The sequence below is a fragment of the Kitasatospora hibisci genome (assembly GCF_043950205.1).
Lineage (GTDB): Bacteria > Actinomycetota > Actinomycetes > Streptomycetales > Streptomycetaceae > Kitasatospora > Kitasatospora hibisci.
The window spans coordinates 7,911,526-7,927,463 of record NZ_CP171642.1; the positions used below are offsets into that span (position 1 = coordinate 7,911,526).

Below are 15,938 nucleotides of genomic sequence, written 5' to 3' on the forward strand. Positions count from 1 at the left end.
CCTTCGCAGGCCCGCCCCGTCCCGCGGACCGGGGCCCGTCCGCCCTCCGGGCCGTGGCCCGACGCCCCGGCCCGCACCCCCGAGCCCGGCGGCAGCGGCTTCACGCGACCGGGTGCCCGGCGACCGGCCGCGGGCGGGCCGCGGCGCGGCGGGGGAACCGCCCCCGTGGTCAGCGGGCCGTGGCGGCGCCGCCCTCCAGCTCCGCGATCGTGTCGGCCAGCCAGGCCCGCTCGGCCGTGCCGGAGGCCCGGGCGACCAGCAGCATGCCGCGCCGGAAGGGGTTCGGTTCCCGCTCGGCGGTGACGGGGCGGCCGTCGGCCTCGTAGAAGAAGCTGCTCGGCGCCTCCAGGAAGGCCAGCCGCCGGCGCAGCACCACGGCCTGACGGGCCGGGTCGGTCAGGCGGTCCAGGAAGGTCGCGACGGTGAAGAAGCGGATCTGGTCGGAGATCTCCACCTCCTCCGGATCGGAGAGCCGGCGCTCCAGTTCGGCCCGTCCCTCGGCGGTGAGTTCCAGGACCTGCCGGGCTGCGCCGCCGCTGCCCGGCTCGCTGTGCCGGACCAGCAGTCCGGCCTTCTCCAGGCGGGTGATGGCGGGGTAGAGCGCGCCGTCGCTGACCGGGCGCACGTGGCCGGTCAGGCCGGTGATGCGGGACTTCAACTCGTAGCCGTGCAGCGGCTCGTCGTACAGGAAGCCGAGGATCGCCAGGGTCAGCACAGTCGAGGCCCTTCCGTCGTCGCAGGCTCTGTCCGGGGCGTCATGATACCTCTTGCCGAGGTGCCTCGCTTAGAGGTATCTCTATTCGAGGCACTGACGGCGCCGGGCCGATCGGCCCGCCGAAGGGGGGAATCATGCGCGGACACCTGCCGCGACTGATCGGACTGGCCGGGCCGGTCTACGGGGAACTGCTGTCCGGGGTGGTGGCCTCCGTCATCGGCACCTTCTGGGTGGCCGGCCTCGGCGGCTCCGCCGTCGCCGCCGTCACCCTCGCGGGAACCGTGGAGAACCTGCTGCTCGGCCTCGTCCTCGTGGTCTCCTCCGGCACCACCGTCCGGCTCTCGCGGGCCCTCGGGGCCGGCGACCCCGCGGCCGCCGGCCGCACCGCGCGGGCGGCCTGGCGGCTCTGCGCGGTCGGCACCCTCCTGCTCGCCGTGCCCGGCTTCCTGCTCCGCGAGCACCTCGCCGGGGTCTTCCTGGACGGCGCGGCGGCCGGCCTCGCCGCGGACTACTTCGCGGTGGTCTTCCCCGCGTTCGGGCTCTTCTTCGGCCAGCGCGTCGCCGACGAGCTCTTCAAGGGCGCCGGCGACACCCGCACACCCATGCGCACGGCACTGCTCTCGAACGCCCTGCTGCTGCTCCTCGACCCGCTGCTGATCCTCGGCCCCGGTCCCCTCCCCGCCCTCGGCGTCACGGGGGCGGCCCTCGCGCTGACCCTGTCGCGGGCCGCCGCCTTCTCCGTCACCCTGCTGATCCGCCGCCGCCGGCGGATACCCGCCCCGTCCGGCGGGACGGGCTCGACGATGCGCGGGATCGTCGCCGCCGGGGCGCCGCTCGGCCTGGACTTCACCGCCCGGATGGGCGTGGGCACGGCCCAGCTCGGCCTGGTCGCGGCCTTCGGCGTCCCGGCCGTGGCGGGCTACGGCGTCGGCTACCGCGTCCTGCTGATCGTCACCATGTCCTTCTACGCCGTGCGGCAGGCCGCCGTGATCGAGTCCGCCCGGCTCGCCGGCGGGGGCGACACCGCGGCGCTGCGCACCCTCGGCCGGGACACCGCGCGGCTGGCCGCGGCGCTCGGCACCGGCGCCGCCGTGCTCTGCGCGGCGCTCGCCGTGCCGGTGACGGCGCTGTTCACGGACGACCCTGCGGTGGCCGGCGAGGCGGTCGGGTTCCTGCGGATGGCGGGCCTCTACCTGCTGCCGTACGCGATGGTGGTGGCGCTCGGCGGGGTGTACCAGGCCTCCGGCGCGGGCCGGCCGCTGGTGGCGGCCGTGCTGCTCGGCCTCGGCGCCCAGCTCGGCGCCGGTGTCGCCCTGTCCGGCCCGCTCGGTGTGGACGGGCTCTGGGCCGGCATGACGGTGGGCGCGGTTGCGCAACTCGTCCTGATGCGGCTGCTGGTCGGCCGCCGCCCGGCCGCGCCCGCAGGGGCCGGGGCGGAGTGGGCGGCCGGCGGGCCGGCGGTGCCGGCCGAGCGGGCGCCGGAGATGGCGGACTGACCGGGCGGGCGGCGCTCCCGACGCCGCATCGCACCCGTGCGGGGCCCGCGGCCCCGCGTTACGCCTCGACCGCGGCTCTGGCCGGCTCGGCCTCCGCGGTCCCTTCCGCCTTGGCGGCCGAGGCCGGGAGCCGCAGGGCGAGCAGGGCGCCGGCGGCCGCGGTGGCGGTGAGGGCCAGCAGGGCCGGGCCCATCGCCGTCGCGAGCGGCCGGCCCGCCGTCAGGGTGGTGGCGACGGCCACGCCGAGGACGGGGCCGACGTTCATCGCGGTCTGTTGCAGGCCTCCCGCCACGCCCGCGTCGGCCACCGACGCGTCGCGGACGAGGACGGCGGTGGCGGTGACCATCACCGTCCCGAACCCGGCGCCCAGCAACAGGAAGCAGCCGCAGATCACCGCCGTGTGCGAGCCCTCGTCGAGCCGGGAGGCCAGCAGGGCGCCCAGCGTGACGAGCAGTGTCCCGGCGACCACCGTGCGGCGCGGCCCGTGACGGCGCATCAGCGCGGCCGAGGCCGGGGCGGCCAGCACCATGGCCACCGCGAGCGGCAGCGCTCGGAGCGCGCTGCCGAGCGGGTCCAGGAGGCGTACCTCCTGCAGGTAGTACGTCCCCAGGAACAGGGTGCCGAAGATCGCCGCGGAGGTCGCGAGGAGGACTCCGAGCGCGGAGCCGACCGTCGCCGAGCCGAGCATGCGGGGCGGCAGCAGCGGGCGGGCCGTCCGGCGCTCGTGCCGGACGAAGGCGGCGCCGAGCAGGGCGGCGGCGAGGAGCCCGAGCCACGTGGCCGCGGACCAGCCGCGGTCGGGAACGCCGACCAGGGCGTGCACCAGGCAGACCAGCGCCGCCGCGAGCAGGCCCGCACCCGGCAGGTCGAGTCCGGCGGCGCGGTCGGCGGGCGGCTGCGGTAGCCGGACCAGCAGGGCGGCGACCCCGACCGCGACGGCGGGTGCGACGGTGAGGAAGAAGACGGCCCGCCAGCCCAGGTGGGCGGTCAGGGCCCCGCCGACCACGGGCCCGGCGGCGGCTGCCAGGCCGATGGCGCTGGTACGCAGCGCGATCGGCAGGGCGAGCCGGTCGGCGGGGTACGCTGCGCGCAGCATGCCGAGAGTGGCGGGTTGCAGCAGTGCCCCCGACACTCCCTGGACGGCGCGCAGGGCGACGACCCACCCGATGCCGGCCGCCAGGCCGATCCCGGCGGAGGAGGCGGCGAAGCCCAGCACGCCCACGGCGAAGACCCGTTGGTGGCCGTAGCGGTCGCCGAGGCGGCCGGCGAGGACCAGCAGGCCGGCCACCGCGATGAGGTAGGCCGTGCTGCTCCACTGCACCTGGGCGAAGGTGGCGTGCAGGTCGCGCTGCATGCTGGGCTGGGCGACGGTGAGCACGGTGCCGTCGAGGGCGACGATCGCCGCGCCGGTGATGCTCCCGGCCAGGGTGAGCCGGCGGCGCGCGGCCGGTGTCACCGGGGCTCCGGGCCGAGGTGGGCGGTGAGGGCGGCGTCCAGCAGCGGGCCGATGTCGTCGCTGCCGGAGGCGAGTCGGAGGCTGCCCCAGGTGCGCAGTTGGGCGAGCCCGTGCAGGTTGGCCCAGAACGCGGCGGTGGCGTCCGCCGGTCGGACGCCGGCGGGCGGGCCGACCTCCTCGATGAGCCGGACGAAGATCTCGAACAGCGGCAGCGTGGTGGCCCGCAGGCCGATGCCGCTTCCCTCCAGGACGTCGTGGCGGAACATCAGGTCGAACATGCCGGGCTGTTCGGCCGCGAAGTCGAGGTAGGCGCGGGCGAGCGCGGCGATCCTGGCGCGCGGGTCGCGGCCGGTGCGCCCGTTCCGGTCGCCCGGGTCGGTGACGGCGTCGTCGGCACGGGCCAGTGCGGCCGCCAGTTCGCCGAAGCCGCGTCGTGCGATGGCCGCCAGCAGCTCGACGTGGGTCGCGAAGTGGCGGCGGGGTGCGCCGTGCGAGACCCCGGCCCGCCGGGCGATCTCGCGCAGGGTGAGTGCGTGCACGCCTTCGAGGGTCACCAGCTCGACCCCGGCGGCCACCAGCCGGGCGCGCAGGCCCGTCTCTTGATCATTCATGGACACTGTCTACCAGCCTGCGTAGACAGTGTCTACTCGGTGGCTCGCGGCGGCCCGGGGACGGAATCTCCGCAGGGGCGAGGGTGGAGAGGCGGCGTGCCGGCCGGACCGGGTGTGCGAGGAGTGCGGCCGCCTGCGCGAGCGGTCGGCCCCGGGCCGTGCGGGCACTGCGGCGCGGCGGGCGGCGGGCGGCGACGGCGGCGACGGCCGGACCGGCCGCGGAGACCTCCGGGGCCGGTGCCGCCGGGTGCCCCTGGCCGGACCGGCGGTCCGCCCGGTGGCACCCGGCGATGGTGGTCAGCTCGCGACCCCGTTGACCGCCTCGTCCGGGGTTTCCGCGACCGTGCCGCCCCCGACCGTGGCGCTCGCGACCGTGGCGCCCGCCACCGCACTCGCCGCCGGCGCCGCGCCCGCGCCCGCCGTGCTGCCCGCGACGACCGCCGCGTCCGCCGAAGCCGCCGTCCCGGCGGGCGCCCACCGGGCGGCCCGCCTGCGCCCGGAGAGCGCGCCGAGCCGCTCCACCGCCGGCTGGGTGTAGCGTGCGGCGAGCGGCCCCGTGACCACCAGGATCAGCACGTACGCCGTGGCGAGCGGCCCGAGGGCCGGCTCGATGCCCGCCGTGACGGCGAGGCCCGCGATGACGATGGAGAACTCGCCGCGCGAGACCAGCGCGCCGCCGGCCCGCCAGCGCCCGCGTGCGGCGATCCCGGCCCGGCGGGCCGCCCAGTAGCCGGTGGCCACCTTGGTGAGCGCGGTGGCCACGGCGAGCAGCAGCGCGGGCAGCAGCACCGGCGGGATGCTGGTCGGATCGGTGCTCAGTCCGAAGAAGACGAAGAAGACCGCGGCGAAGAGGTCCCGCAGTGGGCTGAGCAGGATGTGCGCGCCCTCGGCGGCCTCACCGGACAGCGCGATGCCCACCAGGAAGGCGCCGACCGCGGCCGACACCTGGAGCTGCTGGGCGAGGCCGGCCACCAGCAGGGTCAGCCCGAGCACGACCAGCAGCAGCTTCTCCGGGTCGTCGTGCGAGACGAAACGGGAGATCAGGCGCCCGTAGCGGAGCGCGGCGAAGAGCACCGCGCCCGCCGTGGCCAGGGCGATCGCCAGGGTGATCGAGCCGGCGACCAGCCCGGCGCCGGCCAGGACGGCGGTGAGGATGGGCAGGTAGACCGCCATCGCGAGGTCCTCCAGCACCAGGATGCTCAGGATCACCGGGGTCTCGCGGTTGCCCAGCCGCCCGAGGTCGCCGAGCACCTTGGCGATGACTCCCGAGGAGGAGATCCAGGTGACGCCGGCCAGCACCACGGCGGCCACCGGGCCCCAGCCGAGCAGCAGGGCGGCCGCCGCACCGGGCAGCGCGTTGAGCAGGAAGTCGACGGCGCCGGCCGGGTACTGGGCCTTGAGGTTGGTCACCAGGTCGGCGGCGGTGTACTCCAGGCCCAGCATCAGCAGCAGCAGGACGACGCCGATCTCGGCGCCGGTGGCGACGAACTCCTCGCTGGCGCTGAGCGGCAGTAGCCCGCCCCTGCCGAAGGCCAGCCCGCCGAGCAGGTAGAGCGGGATGGGGGAGAGTCCGTACCGGCCGGCTATCCGTCCGAGCAGCCCGAGGACGAGGATGACCGAGCCGAGCTCGATGAAGACGCTCGCAGTGTGCACCCGATCACTCCCGGTCCAGGATCGCGGCGGCGGCGTCGACGCCTTCGCGGGTGCCGATGACGATCAGGGTGTCCCCGCCCGCCAACCGGAAGTCCGGCGCGGGGGACGGGACGGCGCCGGTGCGGCGCAGCACGGCGACGACCGAGGCGCCGGTCTCGGTCCGCATCCGGGTCTCGCCGAGCGTCCGGCCGTTCCAGTGCGAGGCGCCGTCGACGGGCAGCCGCTCGGCGACGAGGCCGAGGTCGGTGGTGTGAAGGAGGCCGGGGTGCGGCTGCCCGTCGGCCTGCTGACCGGGAGTCCGGTGAACGGGCGTCAGGGCGTCGACCAGGGCTGCGGACTCCTCGGAGGTCAGCCGGAAGGCCTGGGAACAGGCGTCGGGGTCGTCGGAGCGGTAGACGTTGAGGCTGCGCGAGCCGTCCCGGTGGGCGATGACCGACAGGTGCCGCCGTTCTCGTGTCGTCAGGTCGTACTGGACGCCCACTCCGGGCAGGGGGGTGGTCCGGACACGGGGGATCGACACGGCGGCTGTCCTCTCGTCAGGGGGCTTTCCGCAAGCGTGTCCATGGTAATGAATGTGCAAAGCCCCCTGCTCGGGGGTTGGTCGGGACGTCGCGGCAGCGCGCGGCACGCCGGTCCGGCACCGCCTTCCGACGGGAACCGGACCGGGGTGCGGGGCTCACCGGCGCGGGTCGGCGCACGGCGGGGCCACGGGCCGGCCGCTACTGCGGCGGCTGGTCCCGGAACTGGTCCTTGGCCTTCTCCTGGGCGGTGTCCACCTGTCCGGCGTACTTGCCCTGCGTCCGCTCGTCGACGGCGTCGCCCGCTCCGTCGACGGCCTTCTCGGCCTGCGCCTCGTGGCCCTTCAGCATCTGCCTGAGCCTATCCATCATGGACATGCGGTCACGCTCCCGGATGAGATGCCCCCACCTGTCCAGGATCACCGCCGGTGCCGGTGTCCGCATCCTGTCAGCTTGCGCGCCGGGGTTGGCAGCCCGGCGCCGAGCATGTCAAATCGGGAGTCCATCGTCTGCCGAAAGGACGCGCCTTGAACGCTCGGACACCCCGCCGGACCGCTCCGACCGCTCCGACCGCTCCGACCGCCTCGACCCCGCGGACCGGGCGCGCCCCGGCCCCTTCGGCCCGGCGGGTCGCGGGCACCTCGCTGGCGGTGGCCGCCCTGGTGGCCCCGTTGCTGCTGGTCGGCACCGGCAGCGCGTCGGCCGACCCGGACCCGGCCCACAAGGGGGCCAAGCTGGCCGCCCGACTGGTCGAGGAGAGCACTGCCGACGGTGCGTACCGGACCCTGCGGGAGTTCCAGCGGATCGCCGACCGCAACGGCGGCCACCGGGTGGCGGGCTCGCCCGGCCACGACCAGTCGGCCCGCTACGTGTACGAGCAGGCCCGCCGGGCGGGCCTGAAGGTGTCGCGGCAGGAGTTCGAGTACACGTTCTTCCAGGGGCTCGCGGAGCGGCTCAGCGTGGTCTCGCCACGGGCCGAGGAGATCAGGATCAAGGCCATGACCTACTCGGCCGGCGGCCCCGAGGGCGGCCTGACGGCCCAGCTGGCCGTGGTCCCGGTGGACGCCACCACCGGGTGCGAGGCGGCCGACTACGCGGCCGGCGCGTTCGCCGGGCGGGTCGCGCTGATCAAGCGCGGCGGCTGCAGCTTCGCCGTCAAGCAGGCCGCTGCGGCCGACGCCGGCGCGCTCGCCGCGGTCGTCTACAACAACGTCGACGGCGACCTCAACGGCACCCTCGGGGACCCGGGGTCCGGACGGATCCCGACGGCCGGCACCACCAAGGCGGCCGGCGAGTCGCTCGCCGCCGAGGCCGCCGCCGGCCCGGTCACCGTCACCCTGGACCTGCGCACCTTCATGGAGAAGCGCACCACCTGGAACGTCATCGCGGAGACCCGCGGCGGTGACGACGCCGACACCGTCGTGGTGGGCGCCCACCTGGACTCCGTGGTGGCGGGCCCGGGCATCAACGACAACGGCTCCGGCTCCGCCGGCATCCTGGAGGTCGCCAGGAACATCGCGAAGCGGCCGGTGAAGAACAAGGTCCGGTTCGCCTGGTGGTCCGCCGAGGAGTTCGGCCTCAAGGGTTCCGAGGCCTACGTGAAGTCACTCTCCGAGGCCGACAGGAAGAAGATCAGGCTCTACCTGAACTTCGACATGATCGCCTCGCCCAACTCCGCCCAGTTCGTCTACGACGGCGACGACTCCGACCACGTCGGCTCCGGCCCCGGCCCGGACGGCTCGGCCCAGCTGGAGCGGCGCATCACGGACTACCTGGACCGCCGCGGGCTCCCGCACGAGGGCACCGACTTCACCGGCCGCTCCGACTACGGACCGTTCATCGACGCCGGGATCCCGGCCGGTGGCACCGACACCGGCGCCGAGGTCATCAAGTCCGCCGCCCAGGCCGCCCGCTACGGCGGCACCGCGGGCGTGGCCTTCGACACGTGTTACCACCAGGCCTGCGACAACCTCGGAAACCTCGACCTCAAGGCCTTCGACGTCAACATCGACGTCATCGCCGACTCGGTCGGCACCTACGCCTGGGACCTCTCCTCGCTGCACGTGCCGGTGCCGCCGCAGCACACCGACGGCCAGGCCGGAAGCGGCGGCGGCCTGCACGAGGGCCACGCGCACGAGGTCGATGCCTGACGACCCGGCCTCACGCCCGGCCCGCGCGGTACGGGCGTGAGGCCGGGGCCCGTCCCCGCCCCGCCCCGTCCCCCCGCCTCGGCCCGGTACGGCCGCCGGCGGCCTCGCCCCAGGGGCCGCCGGCACCCGGTCGCGCGGCGCTCGTCCGGGGTCCGGTGGGTGCACGAAGCCGGGGCCTGACACCATGGCACCGAGATCACGTGACCGTGACACCCTCGGAGGAGCTAGCACCATGAGCAGCACGCACTACGACGTCGTCGTCCTCGGCGCGGGCCCCGGCGGCTACACGGCCGCCGTCCGCGCCGCGCAGCTGGGCCTGCGCACCGCCGTCATCGAGGCCAAGTACTGGGGCGGCGTCTGCCTGAACGTCGGCTGCATCCCCTCCAAGGCCCTGCTGCGCAACGCGGAACTGGCGCACATCTTCACCAAGGAGGCCAAGACCTTCGGCATCAAGGTCGAGGGCCAGGTCAGCTTCGACTTCGGTGAGGCCTTCCGTCGCAGCCGCTCGGTCGCCGACGGCCGGGTCAAGGGTGTCCACTACCTGATGAAGAAGAACGGCATCACCGAGTACGACGGCCGGGGAACCTTCGTCGACGACCACACGCTGCAGGTCGCGCTGACCGCCGGCGGTTTCGAGATGGTCACCTTCGACCACTGCATCATCGCCGCAGGCGCCACCACCCGGCTGCTCCCCGGCACCAGCCTGAGCGACCGCGTGGTCACCTACGAGGAGCAGATCCTCACCGAGGAGCTGCCCGGCAGCATCATCATCGCGGGCGCCGGCGCGATCGGCGTCGAGTTCGCCTACGTGCTGCACAACTACGGCGTCAAGGTGACCATCGTCGAGTTCCTGGACCGGATGGTGCCGCTGGAGGACGCCGAGGTCTCCGCCGAGCTGGCCAAGCAGTACCGCAAGCTCGGTATCGAGGTGCTCACCTCGACCCGCGTCGACTCGATCGACGACAAGGACCCGGCCGGCCCGGTCCGGGTCACCGTCACGGCGAAGGACGGCCAGCAGAAGGTCCTGGAGGCCGACAAGGTGCTCCAGGCGATCGGCTTCGCGCCGCGCGTGCACGGCTACGGCCTGGAGAACACCGGCGTCAAGCTCACCGAGCGCGGCGCGATCGCGGTCGACGGCCGCGGCCGTACCAACGTCGAGCACATCTTCGCGATCGGCGACGTCACCGCCAAGCTGATGCTCGCCCACGCGGCCGAGTCGATGGCCGTCATCGCGGCCGAGACCATCGGCGGGGCCGAGACGATGGAGCTCGACTTCGTGATGATCCCGCGCGCCACCTACTGCCAGCCGCAGATCGCCAGCTTCGGCTACACCGAGGCGCAGGCCCGCGAGCTCGGCTACGACGTCAAGGTCGCCAAGTTCCCGTTCACCGCCAACGGCAAGGCGCACGGCCTCGGCCACCCGACCGGCTTCGTCAAGGTGATCTGCGACGACAAGTACGGCGAGCTGCTCGGCGCCCACCTGATCGGCCCCGAGGTCACCGAGCTGCTGCCCGAACTGACCCTGGCGCAGCAGTGGGACCTCACCGTGCACGAGGTCGCCCGCAACGTCCACGCCCACCCGACCCTGGGCGAGGCCGTCAAGGAGGCCGTCCACGGCCTGGCCGGGCACATGATCAACATGTGACGCGGCCGCGGGCACACCCCGCCGCCGGGGCCCGGACGGCCGTACCCACCACCGGTGGCGCGGCCGTCCGGGCCCCGGCGGTCCGCGTTCGGGGAGCACCGGGTCGTCCGGAAGAATGCGGGCGTGACCGAAGCGACCGAAGCAAGCGAAGTGTCCGCCGAGAACGCCGCGACCGACACGGGCGACACAGGCGACATGGGTGACGTGACCGACGTGACCCTGAGCCTCTGGCGGCAGCGGCTCGGCGAGGTGCCCGCGACCGTCTGGGAGCGCACCGACCTGACCGTGCTCATCCTCGCCGACACCGGCCTGACCGAACTGCCGCCCGGCATCGGCCGGTTGCAGCGGCTGCGGACCCTCGACCTCGGGCACAACGCGCTCGCCGCCGTGCCCGAACAGCTCGGCGACCTCACCGGCCTGGCCGACTTCCTCTACCTGCACGACAACGCGCTGACCCGGCTCCCGGACGGGCTCGGCCGCCTCGCCGCCCTGCGCTACCTCAATGTCGGCGACAACCGGCTCACCGAACTCCCCGACTCGGTCGGCGACATGACCGCCCTGGTCGAGCTGCGGGCGCAGAACAACCGGCTCACCGCGCTGCCCGACACCCTCGGCCGGCTGACCCGTCTGCGAGAACTCTGGCTGCGCGGAAACGCGTTGACCGCGTTGCCGCCCTCCGCCGCCGGGCTGACCGAGCTGCGCGAGCTGGAGCTGCGGGACAACGCCCTCACCGAGATCCCGGACGTCCTGGCCGCACTGCCGCGACTGCGCCGACTTGACCTGCGGGGCAACCGGATCACCGCGCTGCCGGACTGGCTGGCCGAGCTGCCCGCCCTGGAGAAGCTCGACCTGCGCTGGAACGACGTGGTGCTCCCGCCCGCCCTCCGCACAGCCCTGACGAACCGCGGCTGCACGGTCCTGCACTGAGGCGGCGCCCAACGCCGGGCGGCGAGGAGCCGGAACCCGTCCGCAGCGGCCGGAGACGGTAGTGGCAAGGAGTCCTGAACTCCTTGCCACTACCAACCTATAGCGCACCGGGGGGCTTGTGGCAAGGCCCGGGTTGGGGCGCAGAATGGTCGGCCTCGGCCGGAACCTGCGGAATTGCCGGATTGGCCAGGTTTGCGTGCATCCGGGCTGCGCGCAAGGTGGTCGGCTGAGGACCGATCTCGTGGAACGGGGGCTTGTGATGATCGACGTCATCGTGGTCGGCGGAGGGCCGACCGGTTTGATGCTGGCATGCGAGTTGCGACTGCACGGCGTGCGCACGGTCGTGCTGGAGCGGCTCGCCGAGCGGTCCGCGCAGTCCCGCGGGCGAGGCCTGCACGCGCGCAGCGTCGAGCTGATGGACCAGCGCGGGCTGCTGGACCGGTTCCTCGCGGTCGGCGAGAGGTTCCAGGTCGGCGGCTTCTTCGGCGGCATCCACAAGCCGTGGCCGGAGACGCTGGACACCGCCCACCCGTACGGCCTCACCGTTCCGCAGGCGGTCACCGAGCGGCTGCTCTCCGAGCGGGCCCTCGAACTGGGTGCGGAGATCCGGCGCGGCTGCGACGTGGTCGGGGTGAACCAGGACGAGGACGGGGTGACCGTCGAGCTGGCGCGTACGGGTACCCCGGCAGGCGGGGGCGTGGCCGATGACGGCGGAGCCGGTGGGGGAGACGTGCGGCTGCGCGCGCGCTACCTCGTGGGCTGCGACGGCGGACGGAGTGGGGTGCGCAGGCAGGTCGGCATCGCGTTCCCAGGTGAGCCGTCCACGGTCGAGACGCTTCTGGGCGACATGGAGGCGACCGAGGACCCGGCGGTGATCGCGGCCGTCGTGGCGGAGGTCCGTCGGACCCAGCTGCGCTTCGGCGCCGTCCCGGACGTGGACGGGCAGGTGGGCGTGTACCGCATCGTGGTGCCCGCCGACGGGGTGGCCGAGGATCGCGCGGTCCCGCCGACCCTTGCGGAGTTCCGGCAGCAGCTGCGGACCGTCGCGGGCACCGATTTCGGCGTGCACACGCCGCGCTGGCTCTCCCGCTTCGGTGACGCCACCCGGCAGGCCGAGCGCTACCGGGTCGGCCGGGTGCTGCTCGCCGGCGACGCGGCTCACATTCACCCGCCGACCGGCGGGCAGGGCCTCAACCTGGGCGTCCAGGATGCGTTCAACCTCGGCTGGAAGCTGGCCGCAGAGGTCGACGGCTGGGCGCCGGAGGGGCTGCTGGACAGCTACCACACCGAGCGGCACCCGGTTGGCGCCCGCGTGCTGGACAACACCCGGGCGCAGATGACGTTGCTGGGCCCCGACCCGGGGCCGGCCGCGCTGCGGGAACTGTTGTCGCGGCTGATGGACATCGAGGAGGCGAACCGGTACGTGACCGAGATGATCACCGCGGTCGGGGTCCGCTACGACTTCGGCGGGGGCCACGAACTGCTGGGCCGGCGGATGCGGGACGTGCAGCTGAAGCGGGGTCGCCTCTACCAGCTGATGCACGGCGGCCGCGGACTCCTGCTCGACCGGACCGGCCGGCTCTCGGCGGAGGGCTGGGCCGACCGGGTCGACCACGTCGTCGACGTCGGAGCGGAACTGGACGTGCCTGCGGTGTTGTTGCGGCCGGACGGACACGTGGCCTGGGTCGGCGAGGACCAGGAGGACCTGGCCGGTGCGCTGCCCACATGGTTCGGCGCCGCCGTGTGAAAAGTGATCGCGGGGGACGCCGCCCGCCTGCTAGCGTGGGTGACATGAAGCGCGCTGCTGCCGTCCTCACGACGACGCCGGAGAGAGTCCCGGCGCGCTGACTGCTGACCAAGTCCGAAGCCCCGGGGCGAGTGCCCCGGGGCTTCGTCGTACCGGTCCCGCCACTCGCCCGCGGATCCCGACCCGAGTGGAGACCGACCGCCATGAACGACGCCGTCAACGCCGCCAGGAACGCCGCCGCCAACGCCGACGGGCAAGCCGTCGAAGCCGCCGCTGACGTCGCCTCGCGCGACCACCGCAGACTCGGCCGCGACCTCGACCTGTTCGACACCGACCCGCTGATGGGCTCCGGCCTGCCCTACTGGCTGCCGGACGGCGCCGCGATCCGGCACACCCTGGAGGAGTTCGTCCGCGGGCGCGAACGGCGGGCCGGCTACCGGCACGTGTACTCGCCCGTGCTCGGCAAACGCGAGCTCTACGAGATCTCCGGCCACTGGGCGCACTACCGGGAGGACATGTTCCCGCCGATGGACCTCGGCTCGGAGCAGGTCGTGCTGCGGCCGAGCCTCTGCCCGCACCACGCGCTGATCTACCGCTCCCGCGCCCGCAGCTACCGCGAGCTCCCACTGCGGATGGCCGAGCTGGGCGGCATGTACCGTTCCGAGCTGTCCGGGGTACTGGGCGGCCTGACCAGGGTGCGGGCGATCCAGCTGAACGACGCGCACGTCTTCTGCACCCCCGAGCAGGCCGCCGACGAGGCTGTGGCCGCACTGGAGCTGATCCGGGAGGCCCACCGTGCGCTCGGCATCAGGCCCGTCCGCTACCGCCTCTCGCTGCCCGGCGCGGGCGGCAAGTACGTGGCCGACCCGGTGCTCTGGGAGCGGGCCACCGCTCTGCTGGCCGGCGTCCTGGAGCGGTCCGGAGTGCCGTTCGAGGCCGCCGAGGGCGAGGCCGCGTTCTACGGCCCGAAGATCGACGTCCAGATCGCCGACGCCGCCGGCCGCGAGTCCACCCTCTCCACCGTGCAGGTCGACTTCCACCAGCCGGAGCGGTTCGGCCTGCAGTACGTCGGCGCGGACGGTGCCAAGCACCGCCCGGTGATGGTCCACCGCAGCGTCATCGGCAGCGTGGAACGGGTGGTCGCGCACCTGATCGAGCTCCACGGAGGCGCCTTCCCGGCCTGGCTCGCGCCCACCCAGCTGGTCCTGCTGCCGCTCTCCGAGGCCGAGGCGGCGCAGGCCGAACGGCTCCGGCAGCGATGTCTGGACCGGGGGCTCCGGGTGGAGGTCGCCGGACCCGAGCGCGGCAGCCTCGGTGCCCGGATCCGCGAGGCGCGGTTGGTGCCGTACCAGGGGGTCATCGGCCCCAGGGAGGCGGTCGACGACCGGGTGGCCCTGCGTCTGCGCGACGGCCGCCGCCTGGATCCGCTGCCCGCCGGGGAGGTGCTGGACGGGATCGGTGCGCTGGTGGGAGCGTGCAGTGCCGAGCTCTGGGCCGGCGGGCCGGTGGGCGCGGGTGCGTGACGGGCTCCGGGGCCCGGAGTCCATGCCGTCGTGGACGTACGACTGGCGGGGACGTGCGGTGCGTCAGGTCCGCCGGGGCGGGGTGCACGCCGTTCGAACGGGGCCCGGCGGCCCGGCCCCGGCGGATTGCCGAACTGGCTTTCGCGATGTGTGAGCGGTGGCGGATGCTCCGGAGCGCCCTGTTCGGTGCCGCATCCTTGCAGTGCAGTCGGAGCCGCCCATGTCACTCGCTGTCTCTCCGGGGCTGTGTGCCTGTCCGTAGTGGGTGGCGGCCGGCGATGGCGTCGAAGACGTCCGCCATCGCGGCGAGGGTGTGCCCGCTCACGAAGGCGTCGCAGTGCGGGAGCGCTGCCGCGATCCCGGCGGCGAGCGGGGCGTAACCGGGCGCAGCCTTGCGGGGGTTGACCCAGACGACGCGGTGGGCGAGTCGGCTGAGCCGGGCCGTCTCCCGGCCGACGGCTGACGGGTCCTCGCCCTCCCAGCCGTCGGAGAAGATCACTACCACCGCGCCGCGGGCCATGCCGCGCCGCCCGAAGCCGTTGTTGAACTCCGCTAGCGCCCGCCCGATCAGCGTGCCGCCGGACCAGTCGGGGGCGGCCCCGCTCGCCCGGCGCAGTGCGGCATCCGGAGCCGTGTGCCGCAGCGCCGGGGTCAGACGGGTCAACCGGGTGGCGAAGACGAAGATCTCCGCGGCCACCCCGGACCCCGCCCGTGCGCACAGCCGGGAGAAGAACCGCACGTAGACGCGGGTGTACGGCTCCATGGAGGCGGAGACGTCGCACAGCAGCACCAGCGGTCGGCGGCGCAGCCGGCCGTGCGAGCGTGCCAGCCGGACGGTCTCCCCGCCGGTTCGCAGGCTGCGCCGCAGGCTCCGGCGGAGGTCGATGTGGCGGCCCCGCCGGTCGGCCTGGCGGCGGCGCGTGCGGCGCAGTGGGACGCTGATCACGAGGTTGTCCAACAGTCGCTCCAGCTCTGCCAGTTCGCCCGGTCCGAAGGTGCCGAAGTCTTGCTGTGCGAACGCTTCGGCGGTGCTGCCGACCAGCCGTTCAATGCCGGTGCGGGTCGGTCGCTCACGCGCATCGTCGGGGGCGTCCCGGTGGAGCGGGCCACTCGGCGGGGTCGCGGCCGCGGGGCGAGGCGGTGCGGGGGCGGCCGCGTGGGTCGTGTCGGGTGTGCCGGGTCCGGGTTCGAGGCCCGGGAGGGGCGGGTTGTCGGGGGATCCCCGGCTGTCGGCCGGGTCCGCCTGTCCGCCGAAGAGCGCGGCGAAGACGCGGTTGAACGCCTCGATCTGTTCCCGGTCGGTGACGAAGGCCAGCCGGGCCGCCCAGTACAGCGTCGGCGGGTCCACGGGCGGCAGCAGGTGCAGTACGTCGAGGAATCGGCCCGAACGCTCGGGTGTCACCGGGACGCCCGCCCGGTGCAGCGCGGCACCGAGGTGTGCGGCGAAGGCGGGCCGGTCGAAGTGCGGGAGTCCGGCGGGCGGTGCGGCCATGCGGA

13 protein-coding genes are annotated in these 15,938 nt (G+C 74.4%); 6 read left to right on the forward strand and 7 right to left on the reverse strand.

Going from position 1 to position 15,938, the window contains the following annotated elements; translation table 11 throughout:
* Positions 1-169: 169 nt before the first annotated feature.
* Positions 170-715 carry a PadR family transcriptional regulator gene (locus ACF9IK_RS34285; protein WP_395297962.1) on the reverse strand — a complete coding sequence of 182 codons (546 nt, stop codon included), beginning with the start codon at positions 713-715 and terminating at the stop codon, positions 170-172.
* 134 nt (positions 716-849) lie between these two features.
* On the opposite strand from ACF9IK_RS34285, the gene ACF9IK_RS34290 reads away from it, so the two are divergent.
* A complete protein-coding gene (locus ACF9IK_RS34290; RefSeq protein WP_395297963.1) occupies positions 850-2,211 on the forward strand; it encodes an MATE family efflux transporter in 1,362 nt (453 codons plus the stop codon).
* A 58-nt stretch (positions 2,212-2,269) separates the two neighbouring features.
* Here the strand turns inward: ACF9IK_RS34290 and ACF9IK_RS34295 are convergent, their stop codons facing one another.
* The 5 genes from ACF9IK_RS34295 to ACF9IK_RS34315 all read right to left on the reverse strand — a co-directional run bounded on the left by ACF9IK_RS34295 (position 2,270) and on the right by ACF9IK_RS34315 (position 6,827).
* Complete coding sequence (locus ACF9IK_RS34295) at positions 2,270-3,667, reverse strand: MFS transporter (protein WP_395297964.1); 1,398 nt, start codon at positions 3,665-3,667, stop codon at positions 2,270-2,272.
* On the reverse strand, positions 3,664-4,278 hold the full coding sequence (locus ACF9IK_RS34300; RefSeq protein ID WP_395297965.1) for a TetR/AcrR family transcriptional regulator: 615 nt from the start codon (positions 4,276-4,278) through the stop codon (positions 3,664-3,666). The genes ACF9IK_RS34295 and ACF9IK_RS34300 overlap by 4 nt, the downstream gene beginning before the upstream one ends.
* Before the next feature lie 297 nt (positions 4,279-4,575).
* Positions 4,576-5,931, reverse strand: a complete 1,356-nt coding sequence (locus ACF9IK_RS34305; RefSeq protein ID WP_395297966.1) for a cation:proton antiporter — start codon at positions 5,929-5,931, stop codon at positions 4,576-4,578.
* Positions 5,932-5,935: 4 nt separating this feature from the next.
* A complete protein-coding gene (locus ACF9IK_RS34310; protein ID WP_395297967.1) occupies positions 5,936-6,451 on the reverse strand; it encodes a cation:proton antiporter regulatory subunit in 516 nt (171 codons plus the stop codon).
* A 199-nt stretch (positions 6,452-6,650) separates the two neighbouring features.
* A complete protein-coding gene (locus ACF9IK_RS34315; RefSeq protein ID WP_395297968.1) occupies positions 6,651-6,827 on the reverse strand; it encodes an antitoxin in 177 nt (58 codons plus the stop codon).
* Positions 6,828-7,093: 266 nt separating this feature from the next.
* Between ACF9IK_RS34315 and ACF9IK_RS34320 the strand changes: the two genes are divergently transcribed.
* The 5 genes from ACF9IK_RS34320 to thrS all read left to right on the forward strand — a co-directional run bounded on the left by ACF9IK_RS34320 (position 7,094) and on the right by thrS (position 14,441).
* Positions 7,094-8,599: a M28 family metallopeptidase gene (locus ACF9IK_RS34320; protein ID WP_395298764.1), complete on the forward strand. Its 1,506-nt coding sequence runs from the start codon at positions 7,094-7,096 to the stop codon at positions 8,597-8,599.
* Positions 8,600-8,831: 232 nt separating this feature from the next.
* A complete protein-coding gene (lpdA, locus tag ACF9IK_RS34325) occupies positions 8,832-10,244 on the forward strand; it encodes a dihydrolipoyl dehydrogenase (protein ID WP_395297969.1) in 1,413 nt (470 codons plus the stop codon).
* Between the two features lie 195 nt (positions 10,245-10,439).
* Positions 10,440-11,171, forward strand: a complete 732-nt coding sequence (locus tag ACF9IK_RS34330) for a leucine-rich repeat domain-containing protein (protein WP_395298765.1) — start codon at positions 10,440-10,442, stop codon at positions 11,169-11,171.
* Positions 11,172-11,430: 259 nt separating this feature from the next.
* The gene (gene rox, locus ACF9IK_RS34335) at positions 11,431-12,918 is read left to right on the forward strand and encodes a rifampin monooxygenase (RefSeq protein WP_395298766.1); all 1,488 of its coding nucleotides are present in this window, start codon (positions 11,431-11,433) and stop codon (positions 12,916-12,918) included.
* 203 nt (positions 12,919-13,121) lie between these two features.
* Positions 13,122-14,441: a threonine--tRNA ligase gene (gene thrS, locus ACF9IK_RS34340; protein ID WP_395297970.1), complete on the forward strand. Its 1,320-nt coding sequence runs from the start codon at positions 13,122-13,124 to the stop codon at positions 14,439-14,441.
* Between the two features lie 223 nt (positions 14,442-14,664).
* Here the strand turns inward: thrS and ACF9IK_RS34345 are convergent, their stop codons facing one another.
* On the reverse strand, positions 14,665-15,933 hold the full coding sequence (locus tag ACF9IK_RS34345) for a vWA domain-containing protein (RefSeq protein WP_395297971.1): 1,269 nt from the start codon (positions 15,931-15,933) through the stop codon (positions 14,665-14,667).
* Positions 15,934-15,938 lie beyond the last annotated feature (5 nt).